Below are 22277 nucleotides of genomic sequence, written 5' to 3' on the forward strand. Positions count from 1 at the left end.
ACAAAAACCCCTTTCATCCTGTAAGATTCGACAGCTTATGCGCTTTCATGAGTGTTATAGTGAAAGAAGATTGTAATAGACATACTAGGAGTAGGAATTTTTTCAAAAAAGGAGTCGGTTTTAAATGAAATACGTTATTATCGGAGGAGATGCTGCCGGTATGAGTGCCGCGATGCAGATTGTCCGCAATGCTTCGAATCCAGAAGTGATCACACTTGAAAAAGGTGATATCTATTCATACGGACAGTGCGGTCTTCCCTATGTAATCAGCGGCCAGATCCCCGAAGCGGAGGATTTGATTGCGCGAGATGTGAAGACATTCCGCGAAAAGTATGGGATAGACGCGAAAATCAATCATGAAGTGACAAAGGTCGATACGGATGAAAAAACGGTGAGCGGCCGGCACACAGAATCGGGTGAATCTTTTACATATACGTATGATCGCTTGCTTGTCGCGACTGGAGTACGTCCGATTATTCCTGATTGGTATGGGAAGGACTTGAACGGTGTCCATACTCTCAAAACCATTCCGGATGCGAAAAAAATCATGGCAGATCTTGATCATGATGTAAAACAGGTGACCATCATCGGAGGAGGCTACATCGGTCTTGAAATGGCTGAGAGCTTTGCCCATCTTGGTAAAAAGGTCCGGATGATTGAGAGGAATGAACAATTGGCGAAAATTTTCGATGAGGATATGGCGAAGCATATTCATGAAGAAGCTGAAAAGCATAGCATTGAGCTTTGTTTCAGTGAACAGGTAGAAGGTTTTCAAGGCGAGGGACATGTGAAGTCTGTCGTTACGGATAAAAATGAATATGCTTCGGATTTAGTACTGGTGGCGGTGGGTGTAAAACCGAATACCGATTTTCTGGAGGATACACCGGTCCATTTGAATGAAAAAGGCGCGGTCATTGTAGATGCTTATATGAAGACGAACGTAGAGGATGTTTATTCTGCAGGCGATTGCGCGACCCATTATCATCGTATCAAACGTTTGAATGATCATATTCCACTCGGGACGACCGCTAATAAACAAGGCCGGATTGCTGGATTGAACATGATTGATAAACCGAAGGCATTCGAAGGGATCCTCGGCACGTCCGTTATCAAGTTCATGGATCTGACTCTAGGCAGGACAGGCGTTTCCGAACGGGAAGCAAAGACTTTGAACATGCCTTATGATACAGTCGTGACAGAGGCGAAAGATATCGCGGGGTATTATCCAGGAGTTGAAAAACTCCACGTAAAATTGTTATACAATACAGAGAATCAACGGATCATCGGCGGCCAGTTCATCGGGAAGCATGGTGTCGATAAACGAGTTGATGTCCTGGCGATGTCACTGTTCCATAATATGTCCCTACATGATCTCGAAGATTTGGACCTAAGCTATGCCCCACCGTACAACGGGGTTTGGGATCCGATCCAACAAGCCGCAAGAAGAGCGAAGTAAATGGGTTAAGTTTTTGAAGTGAAGAGAACTGGCTGCAGTCAGTTCTTTTTTTATATATGGTAGTGTTTTTATTGCTAACTAGCCTGGAAGTGAACAGTATTGGGGTGGACTGCTGAAAACCCTTATCCCAAAAACCTTAGCGGACATCAGAGACGTTATTTATACGAAAATAGCATGAATTTTAAAAATAGCGGACACAAGAGACCTTATTTTCAAAAAATCATTACGAATCCAGTGAATTTTAGCCAAATAAGAGCGCTGGTGTCCGTTAACTTTTCGAAACGACCTTTTTTGTCACAAATAAGAGCAGTGATGTCCGTTTGCATCTTCTTCGTTTTTGTAATGATGATACCACTTTCCCTTTTCCGATAAATGAAGGGTCGACCACAAAATGGTCGACCTTCTATAAAAAGATGGGCATACTCAAACCATCTTTGCCTTACTATTTCGAGTCCAAACGAAGGTGAAGGTGATACCGAGGGACTGATATCTGAATGGCATCTTCGAGTTTATCTTTCAACGCTTTACGCTCTTTTTTTGATAAATCCCGAGGAACATTGACATGGACCCAGGCATCGTTTCCGTTGATCGAAACGAACTGAGCGTTTCGTCCAGATGCATCCTTGACGGCTTGGCGGATTTTGTCCTGATCATCACTGATCGTAAAACGCTTGGAAGTCAAGTTACGATAGCTGTTCGGATTCTGGTTTGACTCGAAATTATAGCTACGATTCGGTTTCCTATTGGTCGCGTGATAATTGATGATCCCGTGACCTACGAGAGGATTTTTATTTTCTTTCGTTTCGTACGCAGACGGCTCTTTGTTTGCAATTTGCTCAGAGGTTGGAGGCTGCATAGGTGAACAAGCACCTAAAAGGACCGTCGCACTAAGAAAGATCGCTTTTTTCAAAATAAACACCCCCGTAACCTTAGCATAACCAAATCCAACACGAATAAAGTGGGAATCGGTGGGAATCCATGCCAATATTCGGTGCCTGGCACCATTTTGAATCCCTTCTCCCCAAGGCTTTTGGAAGTGTACCTGGCACCATTTTAAATCCCTTCTCTCCCAAGGGTTCTGAAGTGTGCCTGGCACCATTTTGAATCCCTTCTCTCCCAAGGGTTCTGGAAGTGTGCCTGGCACCGATCAGAAATGCAGTCATAGCAAGGCTTCTGATTGGGTGCCAGGCACACAATAAAGGCACGCAATATAAGGTAACAAAATAAATAGAAAACCTGAGTGGATTTATTTTTCCACTCAGGTTACCTTTTTATGATTATGCTTTTGTCGGTTGTGGTTGATATTGTGATTTCATCCTGGGATGTTCTGGTACTTCATGGCAATGCCTGCATCGAGGCTCGTACGATTCTGAAGCACCGACTAATATGATTGGATCGTTATAGGATGCTGGTTTCCCGTCAATCAGTCGTTGAGTACGGCTTGCTGGACTTCCGCATACCAGGCAAACCGCATGGAGTTTCGTCACACTCTCAGCCAATGCCATGATTTCGGGAACCTGTCCGAACGGTTCTGCTCTGAAATCCTGATCAAGACCAGCGACGATCACTCGTTTTCCATTGTTGGCAAGGAGCTGGATGACTTCGACGATTTTTTCATCAAAGAACTGTACTTCATCGATTGCCACGACTTCTGTATCATACGAAACAAGATTCGAAATATCCTCAGATCTCTTGACTGGTACAGCCATCACAGATGTGCCGTTATGGGAAACGACTTCATCTTTGCTGTAACGATCATCCAGTAAAGGCTTGAAAACCTGAACTTTTTGTTTACCGAACGTGGCACGTCGAACGCGTCGAATCAATTCCTCTGATTTTCCTGAAAACATACTTCCGCAGATCAGTTCGACCCAACCATCCTTCTTCATTACATACATGCCCGTCTCTCCCTTTTAATCCTTATTAAAAACACGATTTATGATTTCTATTATGTATTCTTTTCTAATGATAACAAATCATAAGCATGATGGACGAATTTATTTTCCGACCCTCGATAAAAGCCAAAACCAAGTCTTGGCGTAGCCCTTAAGCCATAATACCCTGTTAGAATAAAAAGATTTATTTTTTCAAAAAGAAGTAAAAAACAGGCAGAAGGGCGTTCCCCTGCCTGTTTTAAGACCTTATTTAAGGTTGTATTTTTTCTTAAAGCGATCAACACGTCCACCTGCGTCAGCAAACTTCTGACGGCCTGTGTAGAACGGATGACATTCAGAACAAATTTCAACGCGAATATCTTCTTTTACTGAACCTGTTTCAAATTCATTTCCACAAGCACAAGTAACTTTCGCTGTTTTGTAATTTGGATGGATTGCTTGTTTCATCCTATTCATCTCCTTCTGCCCTGAACCCTTGAGGAACAGAGTTATTTGCACACATGAGGTAGTATACCAATTTTTCAAACAGATTTCAACAATCTATTTGACGGTCATTTTCTTACCTTGGCCGGACCGCTCTTTCTCGAACATGTGGAAAAACTCCTCGTTCGTCTTCGTTTTCTTGATACGTCTCATGAAGTGTTCGACGAAATCATAGGAATCGTCCATCGTCTTCCGGATCGCCCAAAGGTGCTCAAGATGCTCTTTGGCAATAAGCATTTCTTCTTTCCGTGTACCGGAACGGCGGATATCGATTGCAGGGAAAATCCTGCGTTCTGCAAGTTTCCGATCGAGATGAAGCTCCATGTTACCAGTCCCTTTGAATTCTTCATAAATGACGTCGTCCATACGAGAACCTGTTTCGACAAGTGCAGTTGCCAAAATTGTCAGGCTTCCGCCGTCCTCGATGTTACGCGCGGCACCAAAAAATCGCTTCGGCTTATGGAAAGCGGCTGGATCGATACCACCGGACAATGTCCTTCCGCTTGGCGGGATGACAAGGTTGTAAGCTCGCGCCAGGCGAGTGATACTGTCCATCAAAATGACGACATCCTTCTTATGTTCAACAAGTCTCATCGCCCGTTCGAGAACAAGCTCAGCAACCTTGATATGGTTTTCAGGGACTTCGTCAAACGTCGAACTGACGACATCTCCTTGGACGGAGCGTTCAATGTCCGTCACTTCTTCCGGACGTTCATCAATCAATAGTACGATCAATTCAGCATCAGGATGATTCGTTGTAACGCTATGTGCAATCTCTTTTAAAAGGGTCGTCTTACCAGCTTTAGGTGGTGCGACAATCAAACCACGCTGACCAAAACCGACTGGAGAAATCATATCCATGACCCGTGTCGAGATATTTCTTGCTGAGGTTTCCAGCGTCATCTTATCTTCAGGATACAAAGGCGTCAAAGCAGGAAAATGGACACGTTCCTTCGCTGTATCTGGATCTTCACCATTTACAGCAGCAACGTGTAACAGCCCGTAATAACGCTCGTTTTCTTTTGGAGGACGTACCTTACCAGAAACCTTGTCCCCATTTCTTAAATCGAACCGGCGGATTTGAGATGCTGAAATGTAGATATCTTCAGAGCTTGGAGAGTAATTGATCGGTCGTAAAAACCCAAAACCTTCTGTTGGTATGACTTCCAAAATACCTTCCATGAACGAAAGATCCTCTTTTTCAGCTTGCGCTTTCAAAATCGCAAAAATCAATTCCCTTTTGGTCAACTTGCTATAGTATGAAATCTTCAGCTCTTTGGCTCGTTCATACAAATCCTTGAGTTTCATATTTTCTAATTGTGCTAAATTTAACGACATAGTACACCACTCTTCACACTTATTTAAATGATATAGATTTAGGCAGGAATAAGACCTGTGAAAGATAGTAAATTAATTTGAGTTGTTTTGGAACATTCTCTAATGACATGGAAGGTTTTACAGAAGTGTTGTAAAAGAAGTATGTTGATGAAGCAAAAAATCAATAGATACATATATTCTACCCAAATATGACCCCAATAATCAAGAGAATCACAATGCTGTCAGTTCAAACAGCATTGTGTCTTGAAATAATCAGGGCTTGATCACTAGATTCGGCTTCTTTTTCAAGCTGTGCTTTCCATCGATAAAACGGACTGTTCCAGACTTCGCTCTCATGACCACAGACTGTGTCGTACCAACAGTGCCCTTGAACCGGACACCTTTCAGCAATTCACCGTCTGTCACACCTGTTGCAGCAAAAATCGCATCATCACCTTTTACGATATCATCCATACGGAGAACTCGGTGGATGTCTTCAATCCCCATCTTTTTGCAACGGGCAAGCTCTTCATCTGTATGTGGAAGAAGTTTCCCTTGAAGCTCTCCTCCAAGGCATTTAAGCGCGACAGCTGCCAGCACACCTTCTGGCGCACCCCCGCTGCCCAGCAAAATATCCACACCTGTATCATCAAAAGCGGTATTGATCGCTGCAGCAACATCTCCATCCTGGATAAGCTTGATCCGGGCTCCCGCATCACGGACTTCTTGAATCAGCTTTTCGTGGCGTTCCCGATTCAAAATGACTGCAACGATATCTTCGATGTCTTTATTTTTAGCCTTGGCAACTGCTTGAAGATTGTCCGCCACCGAAGCGTCGATATCAACCATACCCACCGCTTCAGGGCCTACAGCGATTTTATCCATATACATATCTGGTGCATGCAGCAGATTCCCATGATCAGCAATCGCAAGGACTGCTAGTGCATTCCAGGTTCCATTCGCAACAATATTCGTGCCTTCCAGGGGGTCAACTGCCACATCGACACGCGGTCCGTAACCCGTACCCAGCTTCTCTCCGATATAAAGCATAGGCGCTTCGTCCATTTCTCCCTCTCCAATGACGACCGTACCTTTCATTGGAACCGTATCGAACACATCACGCATTGCCGAAGTCGCAGCATCGTCCGCTTCTTCTTTCCGACCTCTTCCCATCCAACGGGCAGATGCAAGTGCAGCTGCTTCCGTCACACGGACAAGTTCCATGGATAAACTTCTCTCCATAACCTTTCTCCCCCTATAAAAGCTATTTGAAAAGGCTCTATCATACTTGAAAATAGTTTTTTACAAAAGTCAAAGCCTTTGAATAAACAGTTCAATCTTAAGTTGATGAGTAACGACTGCCTAAAACCGTCACGTCGTGTGACAACGGCAGTACTAGAACGTCCTGTTCGTCGAAAATCCGACGTTTATCATTCGTTGACCGACTACGATTGATTGACCTCATCCAACTCTTCAATATCAAAATTCTCACGCCATACTTTTGCACCTAGCCCTTTGAGCTTTTCGACCAGATTCTCATACCCTCGATCCACATGCTCGAGATTCGAGATTTCTGTAACACCTTTTGCCATCAAACCAGCTACAATGAGCGATGCCCCAGCGCGCAGGTCAGAAGCTTTCACTTTTGCGCCTTCGAGCGATGTCGGTCCGTTTATGATCGCCGACCGGCCTTCAACTTTTACGTTGGCGCCCATCCGTCTCAGCTCGTCGATATGTTTAAAACGTGAGCTATATATTGTATCGGTTACTATACTCGTTCCTTCAGTGCTTGTTAATAATGCAGTGAAAGGCTGTTGCAAATCGGTAGCAAAGCCCGGATAGACAAGCGTCTTGATATCTACGCTGTTCAGTGTGCTGCCGCGGCGTACGAAAACCGTGTCATCAGCTTGTTCGATATGGACACCCATCTCCCGCAACTTCGCAATCAATGACTCCAGGTGAAGCGGGATGACGTTATCAATCGTGACTCCGTTCCCCATCGCAGCTGCCATGATCATGTAAGTCCCAGCTTCTATTCTGTCAGGGATGATCGAATGGCGACAGCCGTGCAAGGAATCAACACCATCGATCCGGATGACATCCGTTCCGGCACCTTTGATTTTTGCACCCATGCTGGAAAGTAGTGTAGCGACATCAATGATTTCAGGTTCTTTAGCCGCATTTTCAATGATTGTCCTGCCTTTCGCACGAACAGCAGCAAGCATGATGTTAATCGTCGCACCAACACTTACAACATCCAGATAGATGCGGGCGCCGACGAGTTCATCTGCACGCAAATAAATCGCACCCTGTTCATTTGTTACTCTTGCGCCGAGTGCTTGAAAACCTTTTATATGTTGATCAATCGGACGAGGGCCCAGGTTACACCCACCAGGGAGTCCGATGACTGCTTTTTTGAATCGTCCAAGCATCGCACCCATCAAATAATAGGATGCTCTCAGCTTTTTCACTTTCCCATTCGGAAGTGGCATGGAAATCATGTTTTCAGGATGTACAGTAAGGGTGTTATCTTCTAAGTGCACTTCCCCACCGATGTCTTCTAATAAGTCGCGTAAGATGCCCACATCCGAGATGCTTGGGAGATGGTCGATCGTAACAGTCGAATCAGCTAGAATAGCAGCAGGTATCAATGCAACCGCACTGTTCTTCGCGCCGCTGATCTGAACCGTACCTTCTAGGGGATGTCCTCCCTCGATCATTAATTTCTCCATTGCTTTCTCCCTTCTTCGCCTTCTGAAAAATAAAATCAAGAAGTCAGAAACTGTTATCGTTAGTGTAAGCAAAAAATCTATTTTTATCCAATATTTTCCGTATTGGTTTATGTCCGAATTGTTAAAATTCAGCTTTTATTTTGACTGTTGTTCCAATCTGACAAAAACTTTTCTATTCCCTGGTCCGTCAATGGATGATTCATCAATTGGGATAAGACCTTTGATGGGATGGTTGCGATATGAGCGCCTCTGAGTGCCGCTTCCGTCACATGGATCGGATTACGGATAGACGCTGCTATGATTTGTGATTCGATTTTATGGACATTGAAGATTTCCGCGATTTCCGAGATCAGCGATAAACCATCCTGTCCTATGTCATCTAATCTACCTAAAAATGGAGACACATAAGTAGCTCCAGCACGTGCAGCCAGTAGTGCCTGGTTCGCAGAGAAAATCAACGTGACGTTCGTTTTGATGCCTAACTCAGTGAACGTTTTAACCGCTTTCAATCCATCTTTTGTCATTGGTACTTTGACTGTGATGTTAGGTGCGATCGCTGCTAGCTCTTTCCCCTCTTCAACCATTTCATCATAAGTCAATCCGATTACTTCTGCACTGACAGATTCTGATACGAGCGATGTGATTTCCCTCAAGCGATCGTGAAAATCGGCACCTTCTTTAGCGATTAATGATGGATTCGTCGTCACTCCACCCAGGATTCCAAGCTCATGTACTTCGCGAATTTCATCAATATTCGCAGAATCAATAAAGAATTTCATAGGATGTATCACTCCTTATGTCTATAAAACTTTCGTTCATGCATCTGAAAATTAGTGGGTTTTGTTTTCTAGTGAGGGAAGGTCCAACCAATGTTTTAAGAGGTTGACCCATGGATGTCTGACACCGCCATCCCTTTACAACCGAGCTTCAATGAATCAGACTCCTCTATTTTAACATCAATTTGTTTTAAGATGTTGGTTTTGGAGGTTTCTGACTATTTGTGAAGCCGTTGGGCTGGAGGTGTCTGACAATTGTTACGTGAGTCAACCCCTTAGTCATCAGTCTATCGTCATTTCAATTTATGCTTTGTTTGAAGAACCGAATTCACGCATTTTACCTTTTACCGTTTCCTTGATTGCATCGCGTGCAGGTCCCAGGTATTTACGAGGGTCATACAATTCTGGTTTTTCAGCCAATACTTCACGTACTGCTTTTGAAGCTGAGAGTTGGCTTTCAGTGTTGACGTTGATCTTTGCGTGTCCGAAAGAGATCGCCTTCTTGACATCAGCTGTCGGAATACCTGTTCCTCCGTGAAGAACAAGTGGTACACCTGTCAATTCACTGATTTCCTTCATACGATCGAATCCAAGGTTCGGCTCTCCTTTATAAGGGCCGTGAACAGATCCTAATGCTGGTGCGAAACAATCGACTCCTGTTTCACGGATAAGCTGGTCACATTCAGCTGGGATAGCGTATGCTGCTTCAGCATCGTCAACGATCAAGTCATCTTCCTGTCCACCGATACGTCCAAGTTCTGCTTCTACAGAAACACCAACAGCATGGGCAACCTCAACGACTTTTTTCGTTAGAGCGATGTTTTCTTCAAGCGGATGGTGAGATCCGTCGATCATGACAGAAGTGAATCCTGCATGAATTGCTTCAACACATTTTTCGAAGCTTGAACCGTGGTCAAGATGGATCGCTACAGGAACAGTTACATTATATTCTTCCATCAAGGATTCAACGAGATTGACAACCGTCTTGAATCCACCCATGTAACGGGCAGCACCTTCTGAAACACCACAGATAAGAGGAGATTTTTCCTCTTCAGCAGCCTGAAGAATTGCTTGGGTAAACTCCAGGTTGTTCAGGTTGTATTGTCCTACTGCATATCCTTCTGCTTTTGCTTTTTCGAGCATTTCCTTCATTGAAACTAAAGGCATAGATAATTTCCTCCTTGTAGGCATCGAGCACCATAATTTTCAGTATAAGTATTCGTTCAAACAGCAGGCTGAATGCCCTTTGAACTTCATTTAAATAAAGCCGCTTGCGCAATACATATAACCACAATAAAAACAATTATAGCATATCAATTTTGAACAGAATCCGCAATCGATAAAGCAAATAGGGTTGTCCGAAAGTTCTTTTTCTCCGGCAAAAATACATACCATCCCCGATGGTGGCTTTATGTACGAATGCTGTGCTGGAGGTTATACCTTTCAAAGACAACCCTTATTATTTGCTTATGTTTTAACGATTATGAACGTATTGGTAAATGTTTCTTAACGACTTCGCGGATTTCGTCGATGTCGAATGGTTTCGCGAAATGAGTGATAGCTCCTAAATCCATAGCTTCATGAATCATATCGAGTTCGCCATAGGCTGTCATGATGATGACACCTACACTCTGGTCGACCTTCTTTACACGACGTAAGATTTCCAGTCCATCCATACCCGGGATTTTCATATCAAGGATCAAGAGATCAGGCTTTTCATTTTCAACGATGGACAGTGCTTGAACACCATTTGCCGCTTGAAAGGTCTGATATCCTTCTTTTTTGAAAATCTCATTTAACAGGATTCGGATTCCATACTGGTCGTCAACAATAAGTATTTTGCCTTTCATACCTTATCCCACCCTAGTTTCCATGTTGTTGTAAATTTCCCACACCACTATCTCTTAACATATTTCGATTAATATTTTAAAATTCCTTCTCCCTCGTCAAAATCTACCATTTAATTTATTATCTTAATTTAATTTTATATTTTATTTTTGTAGTTATTACAAGAAAATTTTTCAGTGAATGAACGACACTCATTCGGGAAGTGGGATCCATGCGGAACCCGGCTCGAAGTACGAGTCAGAAGGCTTCCGGATTGGCCACGTTAAAGGGAGGGAATTTCGAAAAAATTAGATTTAACAAGAGCAAAGCCTATTTTAAAAGAATGAATTCGTTATACTGAGGGTATGAATACTAACGTTCAGAGAGGTGATTTGGATGCTGAAAATATTCACGACACAGCTGTCCGGTGTTTTTAAAAAAATAGAAGAACAAGAAGACGAAGCAATTGAAGACTGCTCCCGGTTGTTAGCCCAGACTATCACCGGAAATGGCACGATTCACATAAAAGGTATCGGCGAACTCGAGGGCATCCCCTCTGCTATTATGGATAGCAACGAAAGCATTCCCGCGTGTGCGCCATATGGTGAAAGTGTAGTCGAATCTGGGGATTGTATTTTGGCGTTTGCCAATAATACACGGAACATAGAGCTGGAAAAATTGATCACGCAAGCGGAATCAGAAGGTATATCTGTGGTGAGTGTCGCTGCAGTCGAAAAAGGAGATGAACCGATTCCAAATGAAGAATTTCATATTGATACAAAATTATCGATGCCATTAGTCCCCGGTGAAGATGGAGAACGGATCGGCTATCCTGTCTTTATGTTGGCCTTATTTGTCTTCTATGCACTTTACTTCAATACGAATGAAATGCTTACGGAATACGACAGAGAATTTTAATATTATTAAATTTTTTTATTTTTTTTAATATGTTAGAAGGAATTTTGTAAAATGATGGAGAAATATATGTTAAAGCATGACAAAAGTCACGCTTTTCAGCCTTCTCCTTTCCTACAGCCTAATCTTAATCCCCTCGTCTTTCATAGTCCCCACCCTACTCCCCAAAGCTATGAATAAGACAAAAATGACCCGTTTTGATACTTCACCTAAGGCTGTAGATCGGGCCACATACATAAAAGTGGATAGTAAGGACCATTCAAGTTACGTTCATTTCGGAAACCAGCGGCGAAATGATCGTGGCTTGTTTTGGTTTGGCTTTGTTCACAACAATCATTACGAAAAGCGCGTAACATAAAAAAAGCTGACCAAAGTTATAAATAGACTCTGATCAGCTTTCGGATCTTTACTTTTTCAAATTGGTAGCTGCATTCACGAATTCTCTGAATAACGGCTGTGGTTTGGTCGGTCTTGAAATGAATTCAGGATGGAACTGTGAAGCTACGAACCATGGATGATCCTTCAACTCGATGATTTCGACCAGACGGCCGTCCGGGCTTGTCCCTGAGAATAAGAAACCAGCCTTCTCCATTTGTTCACGGTATTCATTATTGAACTCAAAACGATGGCGGTGACGTTCATAGACGACTTCATCGTTGTAAGCCGCAAACGCATTGGTTCCTTTTTTCAGCTTACAAGGATATAGGCCTAAACGTAATGTTCCACCTAGATCTTCAATATCCTTCTGCTCAGGCAGTAAGTCGATCACTGGGTGTGTTGATGCTGGATCGATTTCAGCAGAATGCGCATCTTCATATCCTAAAACATTACGTGCGAACTCTACGGATGCGAGCTGCATACCAAGACAGATTCCGAACATTGGTACATTGTTTTCACGAGCATAGCGGATCGCTGAAATTTTCCCTTCGATTCCACGGTCTCCAAACCCTCCTGGCACAAGGATTCCGTCAGCGTCTTCCAGGAATTCCTTCACGTTTTCATCTGTCACTTCTTCTGAATTGACCCAATGGATATCAATGTCTGTATCAAACTCGTAACCCGCATGACGAAGGGATTCTACAACAGAAATATATGCATCCGGTAATGCGACATATTTTCCGACGATCGCGATTTTCGTCTTGTTTTTCAAGTTCGTAACGCGGTTGACAAGCTCTTTCCAATCGTCCATATCCGCTTCTTTACAGTTCAGCTTTAAATGGTCACATGTGATTTGGTCAAGTCTTTGTGCTTGTAGGGCAAGAGGAACTTCATACAACGTATCGGCATCCATCGCTTCAATAACCGCGTTAGGGTTGATGTCGCAGAATAATGCGATCTTATCTTTCATCTCCTGCGGAAGCGGCATTTCGTTCCGAACAACGATTACATTCGGCTGGATACCTAGACTGCGAAGTTCTTTTACACTGTGCTGAGTCGGCTTCGTCTTCATTTCACCTGCAGCTTTTATATAAGGAACAAGCGTACAGTGGATGTACATGACGTTTTCAACACCGATATCACTCTTGATCTGACGGATCGCCTCCAGGTATGGAAGACTTTCAATATCACCGACTGTACCACCGATTTCTGTGATTACCACATCGGCATTTGTTTCACGTCCAGCACGGAAAACACGTTCTTTGATTTCGTTCGTGATGTGTGGGATGACTTGGACTGTTCCGCCAAGGTAATCCCCGCGGCGTTCTTTTTTCAAGACAGTCGAATAAATTTTCCCAGTCGTAACGTTGCTGTATTTATTGAGATTGATATCGATGAAACGCTCATAGTGACCTAAATCAAGGTCTGTTTCAGCTCCATCATCCGTAACGAATACTTCCCCATGCTGATATGGACTCATCGTTCCCGGATCGACGTTGATGTATGGATCGAACTTTTGAATCGTTACATTCACTCCACGGTTTTTCAGAAGACGTCCCAGCGAGGCTGCCGTAATGCCTTTTCCTAGAGATGAAACTACCCCACCTGTTACAAAGATATACTTTTTCGTCATGTTGGTTCCCCCTTTGAGATCAATATGTTTGATTGGTTCTGTTGCCTATTCACAATGTACCTGTAATGAAAACGGGAGTGCTTTATCTGTCCAACTCTGTTAGGTAGTATTCTCATCCATGTAAAACTTAACAGCTTCAAATCGATGTGTTGGGTGTTGATTACGGAAACCAACCAAGAAAACCAACATTAACAGTTAACAAAGTCTTAGTGTAAATAAATAAAAAAACAAAAGCGACACCTGCCCTGTATGGGGGGCGCTTTTGTTTAAGATTCATGAAATAAAATATTAAATTCGTCATTAATTTTAGACTATAAGTAAAGCCCAAAAATGATTCTATCTACTTTCTTGTCAATTGTCAAGATGATTTATTCTTCTTCCTCTTCTGCTTCTTCTTCCTCTTCCTCATCTGCAATGTCTTCATCTGTCTCATCGTCATCATCAGAAATTTCTTCATCATCGAAGTCCACATATTCTTCTTCGTCTTCTTCGTCTTCATCGTCATCAAAATCGTCGTCAAGATCGTCGAAGTCTTCTTCTAAATCCTCTTCAAAGTCTTCGAAATCCTCGTCTTCTTCATCCAATTTCGCTTTCGCTTTTTTACGTTTCTTAGGTTTGATCGTTGTTGCCAGCTCTTCATCGCTGCTTTCAACTGGGTACCATACCTTCAATCCCCATTGGTTATCCCCGACACAAACGAAACGACCATCGATATTGATGTCCGTGTAGAATTGAGCAACCCGTTGTTTTTGCTCTTCTGGGCTCAAATCCCGCATTTTAGAAACTTGCTCCATCAAATCAGTAAAAGGAGTCGGTTTCTTGTTATCTTTTAAAATATGAAATGCGATTTCAAGCATTGAAACTTCCTTTAGTTCTTCCTTAGAATACGTATCCAGCATCTACAGGCACGTCCTTTCTCTCGTTAATCAGTCGTTAGAGACTAATCTATAAACAAGGCTCACTTCACGAAATCGGCTTTATATCTTTGCTCGTTGGTTTTCGTGAAATTTACTTTCCGATTCATTGAAGCTCACCTAGCCACAACTAACGTAATCATACCATCCATTATAAACAAATTCTTTAAAGATATGCTATAGCTCTGCACAATTTTTTCAAATTATTCAGGTGGATTTTCCTATTTTGCGGGTAGCAATCATCCCGAACTACAAAAAAATGAAGATTTCTTCAAAAATTTTAAAATAACTACAAAAGTGAGGAAATAACGACAAAAACCAGTGGATTAACTACAAAAATAAAGAAAACTTGGCAAAGCCAAGCCTTGGTGTAGGCTGAGCCTTAGTTGCGCTTATACCGAAGAAAGTATATTATGCTTTCTTTAAGTATGAAAAACAACATCATAGAAAAAGAACCACCTCGAAGAAGATTCGTTCGAGATGGTTCCTTACTATTTATTTTTCGTCAACGGCTTACATATTCCGTCGGTATTTTCCACCGACTTCATAAAGTGCGCGTGTAATCTGTCCAAGGCTTGCATGACGGACTGTCGTCATCAGCTCTTCAAACAGGTTTCCGCCTGAAAGTGCTGTCTGCTTCAAGCGATGTAGTGCCTCAGTCGTTTTATCCGCATGCCTTTCCTGGAAGGAACGTAAACTAGCGATTTGCTGTTCCTTTTCCTCTTTCGTAGCCCGTGCCAATTGAAGGTTGAAATCGTCCTCCGATGGTGGGTTCGGATTCAGGTACGTATTCACTCCGATGATCGGCAATGATCCATCGTGCTTCTTCATCTCATAATACATAGACTCTTCCTGAATCTTACCGCGCTGGTATTGCGTCTCCATTGCACCGAGTACGCCGCCTCGGGAATTGATGCGTTCGAATTCCTGAAGCACTGCTTCCTCGACGAGATCCGTCAACTCTTCGATGATGAATGATCCTTGCAGTGAGTTTTCATTTTTCGCCAGGCCAAGTTCCTTTGTGATGATCATTTGGATCGCCATTGCGCGTCGTACCGATTCTTCGGTCGGTGTCGTGATCGCTTCATCATAGGAATTCGTATGAAGCGAATTACAGTTATCATAGATCGCCATCAATGCTTGCAATGTCGTACGGATATCATTGAAGTCGATTTCCTGAGCGTGAAGAGAACGTCCTGATGTTTGGATGTGGTACTTCAGCTTCTGGCTTCGTTCATTGCCTTTATATTTATTTTTCATGACCGTCGCCCAGATTCTTCTCGCTACGCGGCCGATGACCGTATATTCCGGATCGAGTCCGTTGCTGAAGAAGAAGGACAGGTTCGGTGCAAATGTATCGATATCCATCCCACGGCTCAAATAGTACTCCACATACGTGAATCCATTTGCGAGCGTAAGCGCAAGCTGCGTGATCGGATTCGCCCCTGCTTCAGCGATATGGTATCCAGAGATCGAAACGGAATAGTAGTTACGTACTTTGTTGTCGATGAAATATTCCTGGATGTCCCCCATCAAGCGGAGCGCGAATTCCGTCGAGAAGATACATGTGTTCTGTCCCTGGTCTTCCTTCAGGATATCCGCCTGGACGGTCCCACGCACAACCGACAATGTCTTCGCTTTGATTTCTTCAGATTCTTCACCCGTTGGCTTCCGGCCATTTTCCTCTTCAAAACGAGCAAGCTGTTGATCGACCGCTGTATTCATATACATCGCCAGGATGATCGGCGCTGGTCCATTGATCGTCATAGAAACAGACGTTGACGGTGCAGTCAGATCGAAACCTGCATAAAGCTTTTTCATGTCTTCGAGTGTACAAATGCTGACGCCGCTTTCTCCGACTTTTCCGTAAATATCCGGACGGTAATCAGGATCCTCACCATACAATGTGACGGAGTCGAAAGCCGTACTTAGACGCTTCGCTTCGTCATCCTTCGATAGATAGTGGAATCTGCGGTTCGTGCGCTCAGGAGTCCCCTCACCGGCAAATTGGCGCTTTGGATCTTCCCCTTTTCGTTTAAAAGGAAATACGCCAGCTGTGAATGGATAGCGTCCGGGAAGGTTTTCCAGCATTGACCAGCGGATGATTTCGCCCCAGTCCTTGTATTTCGGAAGGGCGACTTTAGGAATATCAAGTCCCGAAAGGCTTCGTGTCCTAAGCTCTGTCACGATTTCCTTATCACGGATCTTCGTCACGAACTCATCTTTGCTGTATTGTTCTTTCAGCGTATCCCAACCATCTAGAATTTCCTTCGCTTCAGGATGGAGCTTCTTCTCGTAATCTTTTTTCACATCTGTCAACGTACGGATCGTCACTTCGCCGTCCGCATTCGTTTCTTCGATCGCTTCAAGCGTTCCTTCAATCTGGAACATTTTACGAGCTGTTTCGGATTGTTCCTGCACATATTCATGATAGCCGCGAACGGTTTGCACGATTTCATTCATATAGCCGACACGGTCCGGCGGGATGATCATGTTCTGTTTTTCGACTTTTCCTTTTGTATCGAAAGACGTTTCCCACCCGAGATTGAACTTTTCATTCAAAACATTTACAAGTGCGCTGAAAAGGATGTTCGTGCCAAGGTCATTGAATTGGCTCGCGATCGTTCCGAACACTGGCATGTCATCCAGATCTTTATCGAAAAGCATACGGCTCCGCTGGTATTGCTTTTTCACGTCGCGTAATGCATCCTCTGATCCTTTGCGATCGAATTTGTTGATCGCGATCAAGTCTGCATAGTCGATCATATCGATTTTTTCAAGCTGGGAAGGGGCTCCGAATTCGCTTGTCATCACGTACATGGATACGTCCGAGATTTCAACGATTTCAGCATTCCCTTGCCCGATTCCGCTCGTTTCAACGATGATCAGGTCATAGCCTGCAGCTTTTACGACCGAAAGTGCGTCGGTGATCGCTTCAGACAGCTCCGTTTTCGAACCACGCGTCGCAAGGCTTCTCATATAAACGCGAGGTGAATGGATCGCATTCATGCGGATCCGGTCTCCAAGCAGGGCTCCTCCTGTTTTTTGTTTCGTCGGATCAACGGACAGGATCGCAACTGTCTTATCCTCGAATTCATTCAAATAACGGCGGACAAGTTCATCTGTCAAAGAACTTTTACCCGCTCCACCTGTTCCTGTGATCCCGAGGATAGGGACTTCATGCCCCATTTCTTTCATTTGCGTGATTGCCTTTTCTGCGGTCGCAGCCATTTCTTTCTGTGTTTTTCCAAAGTTCTCGGCAACCGTGATCAATCGCGCAACTGCTCTCGGATCCTTCGCCTGGAGAAGCTCCATTTCATCGGTCAGATCGGAGAAAGTTGGGAAATCACAATCCTTGACCATCTGGTTGATCATACCCTGCAGACCGAGCGTCCGGCCGTCTTCAGGTGAGAAGATACGGGCAACGCCGTACTCATGCAGTTCCTTGATTTCCTTCGGGATGATGACGCCTCCGCCACCTCCGTATACACGAATATGGGAAGCTCCATTTTCCTTTAGAAGATCGATCATATATTTGAAATATTCAACATGTCCGCCCTGGTAGGAGGAGACGGCGATGCCCTGGACATCCTCCTGGATGGCAGCCTGCACGACTTCATCGACGGAACGGTTATGTCCTAGATGAATGACTTCCGCTCCACTAGCCTGTATGATTCGACGCATGATGTTGATCGAAGCGTCATGGCCATCGAAAAGACTCGCGGCTGTAACAAAACGAACATGGTTCTTCGGTTTGTATACTTCTTTTTCCATTTTAGGCTTGCTCCTTTCTTCAGTTGGTTCATCGCTTGCCAGCTCTAAACCTTACTTGCCGGCCTGCCCATTTCGATTCCGTTCAACAAAAGCTGGATTTGGAATTGTGTGTACGCTTCCAAATCATAGTTCTTCTGCAGCGCCCATCGTCTGAACGTCCACATTTGTCCCTGAATCAGGATGGTATGTGCCAGCAGGCTCACTTCCTGTTCCGATAAAAAGAGGTTACCTGCATCGACCGAGCGTTGTATCAGCCTTTCGAATATTGCTGTCATCTCGATTTCTTTCCGTAAGACGTACGGCAGGGCCTCATCAGATAAGGATTTCGCTTCCTGATACATGACAAGGACCTCATCCTGCATTTCATCCATTACTTTAAAATACGCAGCGATCGCTTCCTTGAGCCTGTTTATCCCAGGTTGATCCATGACGATCTCACTTTGCAGGCGAGTCCGTACCTCATCATAGATGGAATCACAGACCAGATACAGTACATCTTCCTTCGAGCGGATGTACTCGTAAAGGGTGCCGATGCTGAACCCAGCTGCTTTTGCGATTTCTCTTGTGGTCGTCCGATGGAATCCCTTATCCTTGAAAAGCGTTACGGCTGCTTTCACCATTTCTTCACGACGCTTTTGTATGAGTTTCTCGTCTTTGACTAGTGAAGGTACTTTCTTTTTCCCCAACGTCATCCCTCTCTCTTAGTCGATATCGTTTATAACTGCATACGAATTGTAATCTCACATCTGGTGGATCGTCTAGCGTTCTTTCTTATCTAAGTCAAGCTCCTCCAATATGTTCGCTGCAGCGGTGTAAGGATCGATTTCTCTCCGTTCGATCTGTCCTCTCCAGTCTCCATCCTGTTGATCCTGCTCAATCTTTTTCATGAGTTCATAATGAACGACTTCCAGCACTTCATCTTGTAAAATCCGCGTCTTTTTACGTTCGCCTTCTCCACTTTCCTCAAGGTACTGCAAATGCTTTCGGACCAGGTCCCAGACAACCTGGAGACCTTTGTTCTGTGTTGAAACCGTTTTGGTGATCGGAGGACGGTAATCCGCGTCATGCTTGACGAGATCGAGCAACCCTTCGATTTCCGTCATCAATTTCGATACCCCCGGGAGGTCAGCTTTATTAATGATGAACAGGTCCGCAATTTCCATGATTCCAGCCTTGAAAACCTGCACCACATCTCCACTTCCAGGGTTCAGGACCACTGCTGTCGTGTCAGCCACTTTCATGATATCCAGCTCCGATTGACCGACTCCGACCGTTTCCACGAGGATGACGTCAAAGCCATAGGCATCCATCACCCGGACCGTTTCTTTCGTGGTCCGCGCAAGTCCGCCAAGGCTTCCACGGGTCCCCATACTACGGATATATACCCCTGGATCTGTAAAATGCTCTGCCATTCGTACCCTGTCCCCGAGCAATGCTCCTCCGCTGAAGGGGCTTGTCGGGTCAACCGCGACGATTCCAACAGTCAGTTTCTTCGATCGTAAGAACTGGATGAAGCGATTGACGAGCGAGCTTTTCCCAGCGCCCGGAGAGCCTGTGATTCCGATGATATGAGCGCCTTTGCCCTGGTCATGCAGTTCTTTTAAAATCGTAAGCTTATCTGGATGATCGTTCTCAAGGAAGCTGATTCCTCTCGCTAACGCTCTCACGTCTTTTTCAACTATTTTCTTGGCGAGGTCATGCATGGGTGGTCCTCCTCGTTCGTCAATCTGCTATCAATCTGTTAAAAGCATCCTCGAAATGACAAGTCGCTGGATTTCGTTCGTTCCTTCGTAGATTTGAGTGATTTTAGCATCACGCATGTAGCGTTCTACCGGATAGTCCTTCGTATAGCCGTAACCGCCATATACTTGTACCGCTTCTGTCGTCACTTCCATTGCGATATCACCGGCGAACAGCTTCGACATCGCGGACTCTTTACCATATGGCATGCCTTCGCTCTCTCTCCAAGCCGCTTGATAGGTTAGAAGTCTTGCAGCTTCAACCTTCGTCGCCATGTCCGCTAGTTTAAAACCGATTCCCTGCTGCAGACCAATCGGCTTACCGAATTGCTGGCGCTCTTTCGCGTAGCTGGTTGACGCATCCAGTGCACCTTGTGCGATTCCGACTGCTTGTGCTGCGATCCCGTTACGACCGCCGTCCAGTGTCTGCATCGCGATTTTAAAACCTTCGCCTTCTTCACCCAGGCGGTTTTCAACTGGAACACGGCAATCTTCAAAAATGATTTCGAGTGTCGGGGAGGAACGGATGCCGAGTTTCTTTTCCTTCTTACCGAATGAGAATCCAGGCGTTCCTTTTTCTACAATGAATGCAGAGATTCCTTTATGCTTCTTCTCAGCGTCGGTTACTGCGAACACGACATAGATTTCAGCGTCTCCACCATTCGTGATGAAAATTTTCGATCCGTTCAACACGTACTCATCGCCGTCAAGGCGGGCTGTCGTTTTCATTTTTGCTGCGTCTGATCCGGAACCTGGTTCAGTCAGACCATATGCACCAAGCTTCTTCCCTTCAGCCATTGGGCGAAGGAACTTCTGCTTCTGCTCTTCCGTACCGAATTTATAGACCGGCCAGCCTGCAAGCGACGTATGTGCAGATAGGGTCACCCCTGTTGACGCACAGACACGTGACAATTCTTCCACCGCAATGACGTAGCTCAAGTAATCTGAACCGATTCCGCCGTACTCTTCCGGCCAAGGAATACCGGTGAGACCCAGCTCTGCCATTTGATCGAACAAGCTGCGATCGAAGCGTTCTTCCTCATCACGTTCTGCAGCTGTCGGTTCCACCTCGTTCTTCGCAAAATCACGGACCATCTTCCTAAGCATTTCATGTTCTTCTGAAAGTTGAAATTGCATGCTTCCCTCTCCCTTATCCACTAAGTTTTTCTCGATTTATTTGATCACTTTCTGGGTTATACTGTTCAGTTCCCGAGATAATCTGTTCACTTCTCCAGATAATCTGTTCAGTTCTCATCTCGGAGATCATCTTCGCCGTTTATCATTCGCTGAGTCAGCTGTTCATCAAATGCTTGCTGATCACCAACCGCTGTATCTCGCTCGTACCTTCATAGATTTCACAGACTTTAGCATCTCGGAAAAGCCGTTCGACAGGATATTCCTTCGTATAGCCATAACCGCCGTGTACCTGGACTGCTTCAATCGCCGCTTTGGTCGCTATGGTCGAAGCGAAGAGCTTCGCCATCGAAGCATCCTTTCCACAAGGTTTTCCGAGTGATTTCAGATTCGCAGCTTTATAGGTAAGTAACTTCGCACCTTCAACCTGTGTTGCCATGTCAGCAAGTTTGAATCCGACACCCTGTTGCAAGCCGATCGGCTTTCCAAACTGCTGACGTTCTTTCGCATAGGAGGTGGAATACTCAAGAGCCGCTTCAGCGATCCCCAGGGCCTGGGCCGCGATTCCGATCCGACCGACATCTAAGTTTGCCATTGCAATTTTAAAGCCCATTCCTTCTTCACCGAGTCGGTTTTCCACCGGTACCCGGCAATCTTCGAAAATAAGCTGGCTTGTGTTCGAACCGTTCAACCCCATCTTTTTCTCTTTTTTACCGACTACAAAGCCTGGTGTATCCTTTTCAACGATAAAAGCTGTAATGCCACGGCTTCCTTCACCTGGATCCGTAGAAGCGAAAACGATATAGACATCTGCTTCTCCAGCGTTCGTGATGAAAACTTTCGATCCGTTCAGAATGTAATGATCCCCTTTACGGACAGCCCTTGTCTTCAATCCGCCTGCATCGGACCCAGCGCTCGGTTCTGTCAGTCCGAATGCCCCGAGATATTGACCGCTCGCGAGTTTCGGTACATATTTTTTCTTCTGTTCTTCAGTTCCGAAGTAATAGATTGGATTCGTCCCTACAGATGTATGCACCGATAAAATGACGCCGACTGTTGCACTGACCCTTGAAAGTTCGTTGATCGCAATGATATAGGAGGTGAAATCCATCCCGGCTCCACCGAATTCTTCAGGAACAGGAATACCCATCAACCCGAGCTCGCCCATTTTATCAATGACCGCTCTGGGGAATTCATCCTTTTCATCCATATCCTCTAAAATCGGGCGGATTTCCGATTCAGCAAAATCGCGGACCATCTTACGCATCATTTCTTGTTCTTCTGTAAAACGAAGATTCATCGTC

Annotated in this window: 19 protein-coding genes; 2 read left to right on the plus strand and 17 right to left on the minus strand. The window is 44.6% G+C overall.

Annotated features, from left to right (window positions below; all coding sequences use genetic code 11):
* Nucleotides 1-124 precede the first annotated feature (124 nt).
* Nucleotides 125-1456, plus strand: a complete 1332-nt coding sequence (locus N8M93_RS08855; protein WP_261131086.1) for a CoA-disulfide reductase — start codon at nt 125-127, stop codon at nt 1454-1456.
* A 442-nt stretch (nt 1457-1898) separates the two neighbouring features.
* Here N8M93_RS08855 and N8M93_RS08860 read toward each other — a convergent pair whose 3' ends face one another.
* The 10 genes from N8M93_RS08860 to N8M93_RS08905 form a co-directional block, all read right to left on the minus strand.
* Nucleotides 1899-2555, minus strand: coding sequence for a hypothetical protein (locus N8M93_RS08860; RefSeq protein ID WP_261131088.1), 657 nt, complete (start codon nt 2553-2555; stop codon nt 1899-1901).
* 178 nt (nt 2556-2733) lie between these two features.
* Entirely contained in the window at nt 2734-3354 is a 621-nt protein-coding gene (locus N8M93_RS08865; RefSeq protein ID WP_261131090.1) for a thymidine kinase, read from the minus strand.
* A 50-nt stretch (nt 3355-3404) separates the two neighbouring features.
* Nucleotides 3405-3632: a hypothetical protein gene (locus N8M93_RS08870; protein ID WP_261131092.1), complete on the minus strand. Its 228-nt coding sequence runs from the start codon at nt 3630-3632 to the stop codon at nt 3405-3407.
* On the minus strand, nt 3598-3798 hold the full coding sequence (gene rpmE / locus N8M93_RS08875) for a 50S ribosomal protein L31 (RefSeq protein ID WP_261131093.1): 201 nt from the start codon (nt 3796-3798) through the stop codon (nt 3598-3600). Before rpmE ends, N8M93_RS08870 begins: the two co-directional genes overlap by 35 nt.
* A 93-nt stretch (nt 3799-3891) precedes the next feature.
* A complete protein-coding gene (gene rho, locus N8M93_RS08880) occupies nt 3892-5172 on the minus strand; it encodes a transcription termination factor Rho (protein WP_261131095.1) in 1281 nt (426 codons plus the stop codon).
* Between the two features lie 252 nt (nt 5173-5424).
* Nucleotides 5425-6393, minus strand: a complete 969-nt coding sequence (gene glpX, locus N8M93_RS08885; RefSeq protein ID WP_261131097.1) for a class II fructose-bisphosphatase — start codon at nt 6391-6393, stop codon at nt 5425-5427.
* A gap of 203 nt (nt 6394-6596) precedes the next feature.
* Nucleotides 6597-7883 carry a UDP-N-acetylglucosamine 1-carboxyvinyltransferase gene (locus N8M93_RS08890; RefSeq protein ID WP_261131099.1) on the minus strand — a complete coding sequence of 429 codons (1287 nt, stop codon included), beginning with the start codon at nt 7881-7883 and terminating at the stop codon, nt 6597-6599.
* A 128-nt stretch (nt 7884-8011) separates the two neighbouring features.
* Nucleotides 8012-8662 (minus strand): fructose-6-phosphate aldolase, encoded by a 651-nt coding sequence (fsa, locus tag N8M93_RS08895; RefSeq protein WP_261131102.1) that lies wholly within the window; start codon nt 8660-8662, stop codon nt 8012-8014.
* 300 nt (nt 8663-8962) lie between these two features.
* Entirely contained in the window at nt 8963-9826 is an 864-nt protein-coding gene (gene fba / locus N8M93_RS08900; protein WP_261131104.1) for a class II fructose-1,6-bisphosphate aldolase, read from the minus strand.
* A 314-nt stretch (nt 9827-10140) separates the two neighbouring features.
* Complete coding sequence (locus tag N8M93_RS08905) at nt 10141-10509, minus strand: response regulator (RefSeq protein ID WP_261131107.1); 369 nt, start codon at nt 10507-10509, stop codon at nt 10141-10143.
* Between the two features lie 373 nt (nt 10510-10882).
* Between N8M93_RS08905 and N8M93_RS08910 the strand changes: the two genes are divergently transcribed.
* A complete protein-coding gene (locus N8M93_RS08910; protein WP_261131108.1) occupies nt 10883-11404 on the plus strand; it encodes a DUF2529 domain-containing protein in 522 nt (173 codons plus the stop codon).
* A gap of 403 nt (nt 11405-11807) precedes the next feature.
* On the opposite strand, the gene N8M93_RS08915 is transcribed toward N8M93_RS08910, so the two are convergent.
* From N8M93_RS08915 to N8M93_RS08945, 7 genes are all read right to left on the minus strand, one after another.
* Complete coding sequence (locus tag N8M93_RS08915) at nt 11808-13412, minus strand: CTP synthase (protein ID WP_261131110.1); 1605 nt, start codon at nt 13410-13412, stop codon at nt 11808-11810.
* Nucleotides 13413-13780: 368 nt separating this feature from the next.
* Nucleotides 13781-14311 carry a DNA-directed RNA polymerase subunit delta gene (gene rpoE, locus N8M93_RS08920; protein WP_261131112.1) on the minus strand — a complete coding sequence of 177 codons (531 nt, stop codon included), beginning with the start codon at nt 14309-14311 and terminating at the stop codon, nt 13781-13783.
* A 528-nt stretch (nt 14312-14839) separates the two neighbouring features.
* Complete coding sequence (gene icmF / locus N8M93_RS08925) at nt 14840-18100, minus strand: fused isobutyryl-CoA mutase/GTPase IcmF (protein ID WP_261131114.1); 3261 nt, start codon at nt 18098-18100, stop codon at nt 14840-14842.
* 44 nt (nt 18101-18144) lie between these two features.
* Nucleotides 18145-18786 carry a TetR/AcrR family transcriptional regulator gene (locus tag N8M93_RS08930; RefSeq protein WP_261131116.1) on the minus strand — a complete coding sequence of 214 codons (642 nt, stop codon included), beginning with the start codon at nt 18784-18786 and terminating at the stop codon, nt 18145-18147.
* A gap of 72 nt (nt 18787-18858) precedes the next feature.
* Entirely contained in the window at nt 18859-19803 is a 945-nt protein-coding gene (gene meaB, locus N8M93_RS08935) for a methylmalonyl Co-A mutase-associated GTPase MeaB (RefSeq protein WP_261131118.1), read from the minus strand.
* 30 nt (nt 19804-19833) lie between these two features.
* Nucleotides 19834-20976 (minus strand): acyl-CoA dehydrogenase, encoded by a 1143-nt coding sequence (locus tag N8M93_RS08940; RefSeq protein WP_261131120.1) that lies wholly within the window; start codon nt 20974-20976, stop codon nt 19834-19836.
* A gap of 154 nt (nt 20977-21130) precedes the next feature.
* A complete protein-coding gene (locus N8M93_RS08945; protein WP_261131122.1) occupies nt 21131-22273 on the minus strand; it encodes an acyl-CoA dehydrogenase in 1143 nt (380 codons plus the stop codon).
* Between the last annotated feature and the right edge of the window lie 4 nt (nt 22274-22277).

Origin of the sequence: Bacillus sp. Marseille-Q3570 (assembly GCF_946151055.1) — a bacterium.
Classification (GTDB): Bacteria; Bacillota; Bacilli; order Bacillales; family Fictibacillaceae; genus Pseudalkalibacillus.

Coding starts and splice junctions, on each gene's coding strand:
- N8M93_RS08855 (WP_261131086.1), top strand. CDS start 125: ATGAAATACGTTATTATCGGAGGAGATGCTGCCGGTATGAGTGCCGCG.
- N8M93_RS08860 (WP_261131088.1), bottom strand. CDS start 2,555: ATGGTGCCAGGCACACTTCAGAACCCTTGGGAGAGAAGGGATTTAAAA.
- N8M93_RS08865 (WP_261131090.1), bottom strand. CDS start 3,354: ATGTATGTAATGAAGAAGGATGGTTGGGTCGAACTGATCTGCGGAAGT.
- rpmE (WP_261131093.1), bottom strand. CDS start 3,798: ATGAAACAAGCAATCCATCCAAATTACAAAACAGCGAAAGTTACTTGT.
- rho (WP_261131095.1), bottom strand. CDS start 5,172: ATGTCGTTAAATTTAGCACAATTAGAAAATATGAAACTCAAGGATTTG.
- glpX (WP_261131097.1), bottom strand. CDS start 6,393: ATGGAGAGAAGTTTATCCATGGAACTTGTCCGTGTGACGGAAGCAGCT.
- N8M93_RS08890 (WP_261131099.1), bottom strand. CDS start 7,883: ATGGAGAAATTAATGATCGAGGGAGGACATCCCCTAGAAGGTACGGTT.
- fsa (WP_261131102.1), bottom strand. CDS start 8,662: ATGAAATTCTTTATTGATTCTGCGAATATTGATGAAATTCGCGAAGTA.
- fba (WP_261131104.1), bottom strand. CDS start 9,826: ATGCCTTTAGTTTCAATGAAGGAAATGCTCGAAAAAGCAAAAGCAGAA.
- N8M93_RS08905 (WP_261131107.1), bottom strand. CDS start 10,509: ATGAAAGGCAAAATACTTATTGTTGACGACCAGTATGGAATCCGAATC.
- N8M93_RS08910 (WP_261131108.1), top strand. CDS start 10,883: ATGCTGAAAATATTCACGACACAGCTGTCCGGTGTTTTTAAAAAAATA.
- N8M93_RS08915 (WP_261131110.1), bottom strand. CDS start 13,412: ATGACGAAAAAGTATATCTTTGTAACAGGTGGGGTAGTTTCATCTCTA.
- rpoE (WP_261131112.1), bottom strand. CDS start 14,311: ATGCTGGATACGTATTCTAAGGAAGAACTAAAGGAAGTTTCAATGCTT.
- icmF (WP_261131114.1), bottom strand. CDS start 18,100: ATGGAAAAAGAAGTATACAAACCGAAGAACCATGTTCGTTTTGTTACA.
- meaB (WP_261131118.1), bottom strand. CDS start 19,803: ATGCATGACCTCGCCAAGAAAATAGTTGAAAAAGACGTGAGAGCGTTA.
- N8M93_RS08940 (WP_261131120.1), bottom strand. CDS start 20,976: ATGCAATTTCAACTTTCAGAAGAACATGAAATGCTTAGGAAGATGGTC.
- N8M93_RS08945 (WP_261131122.1), bottom strand. CDS start 22,273: ATGAATCTTCGTTTTACAGAAGAACAAGAAATGATGCGTAAGATGGTC.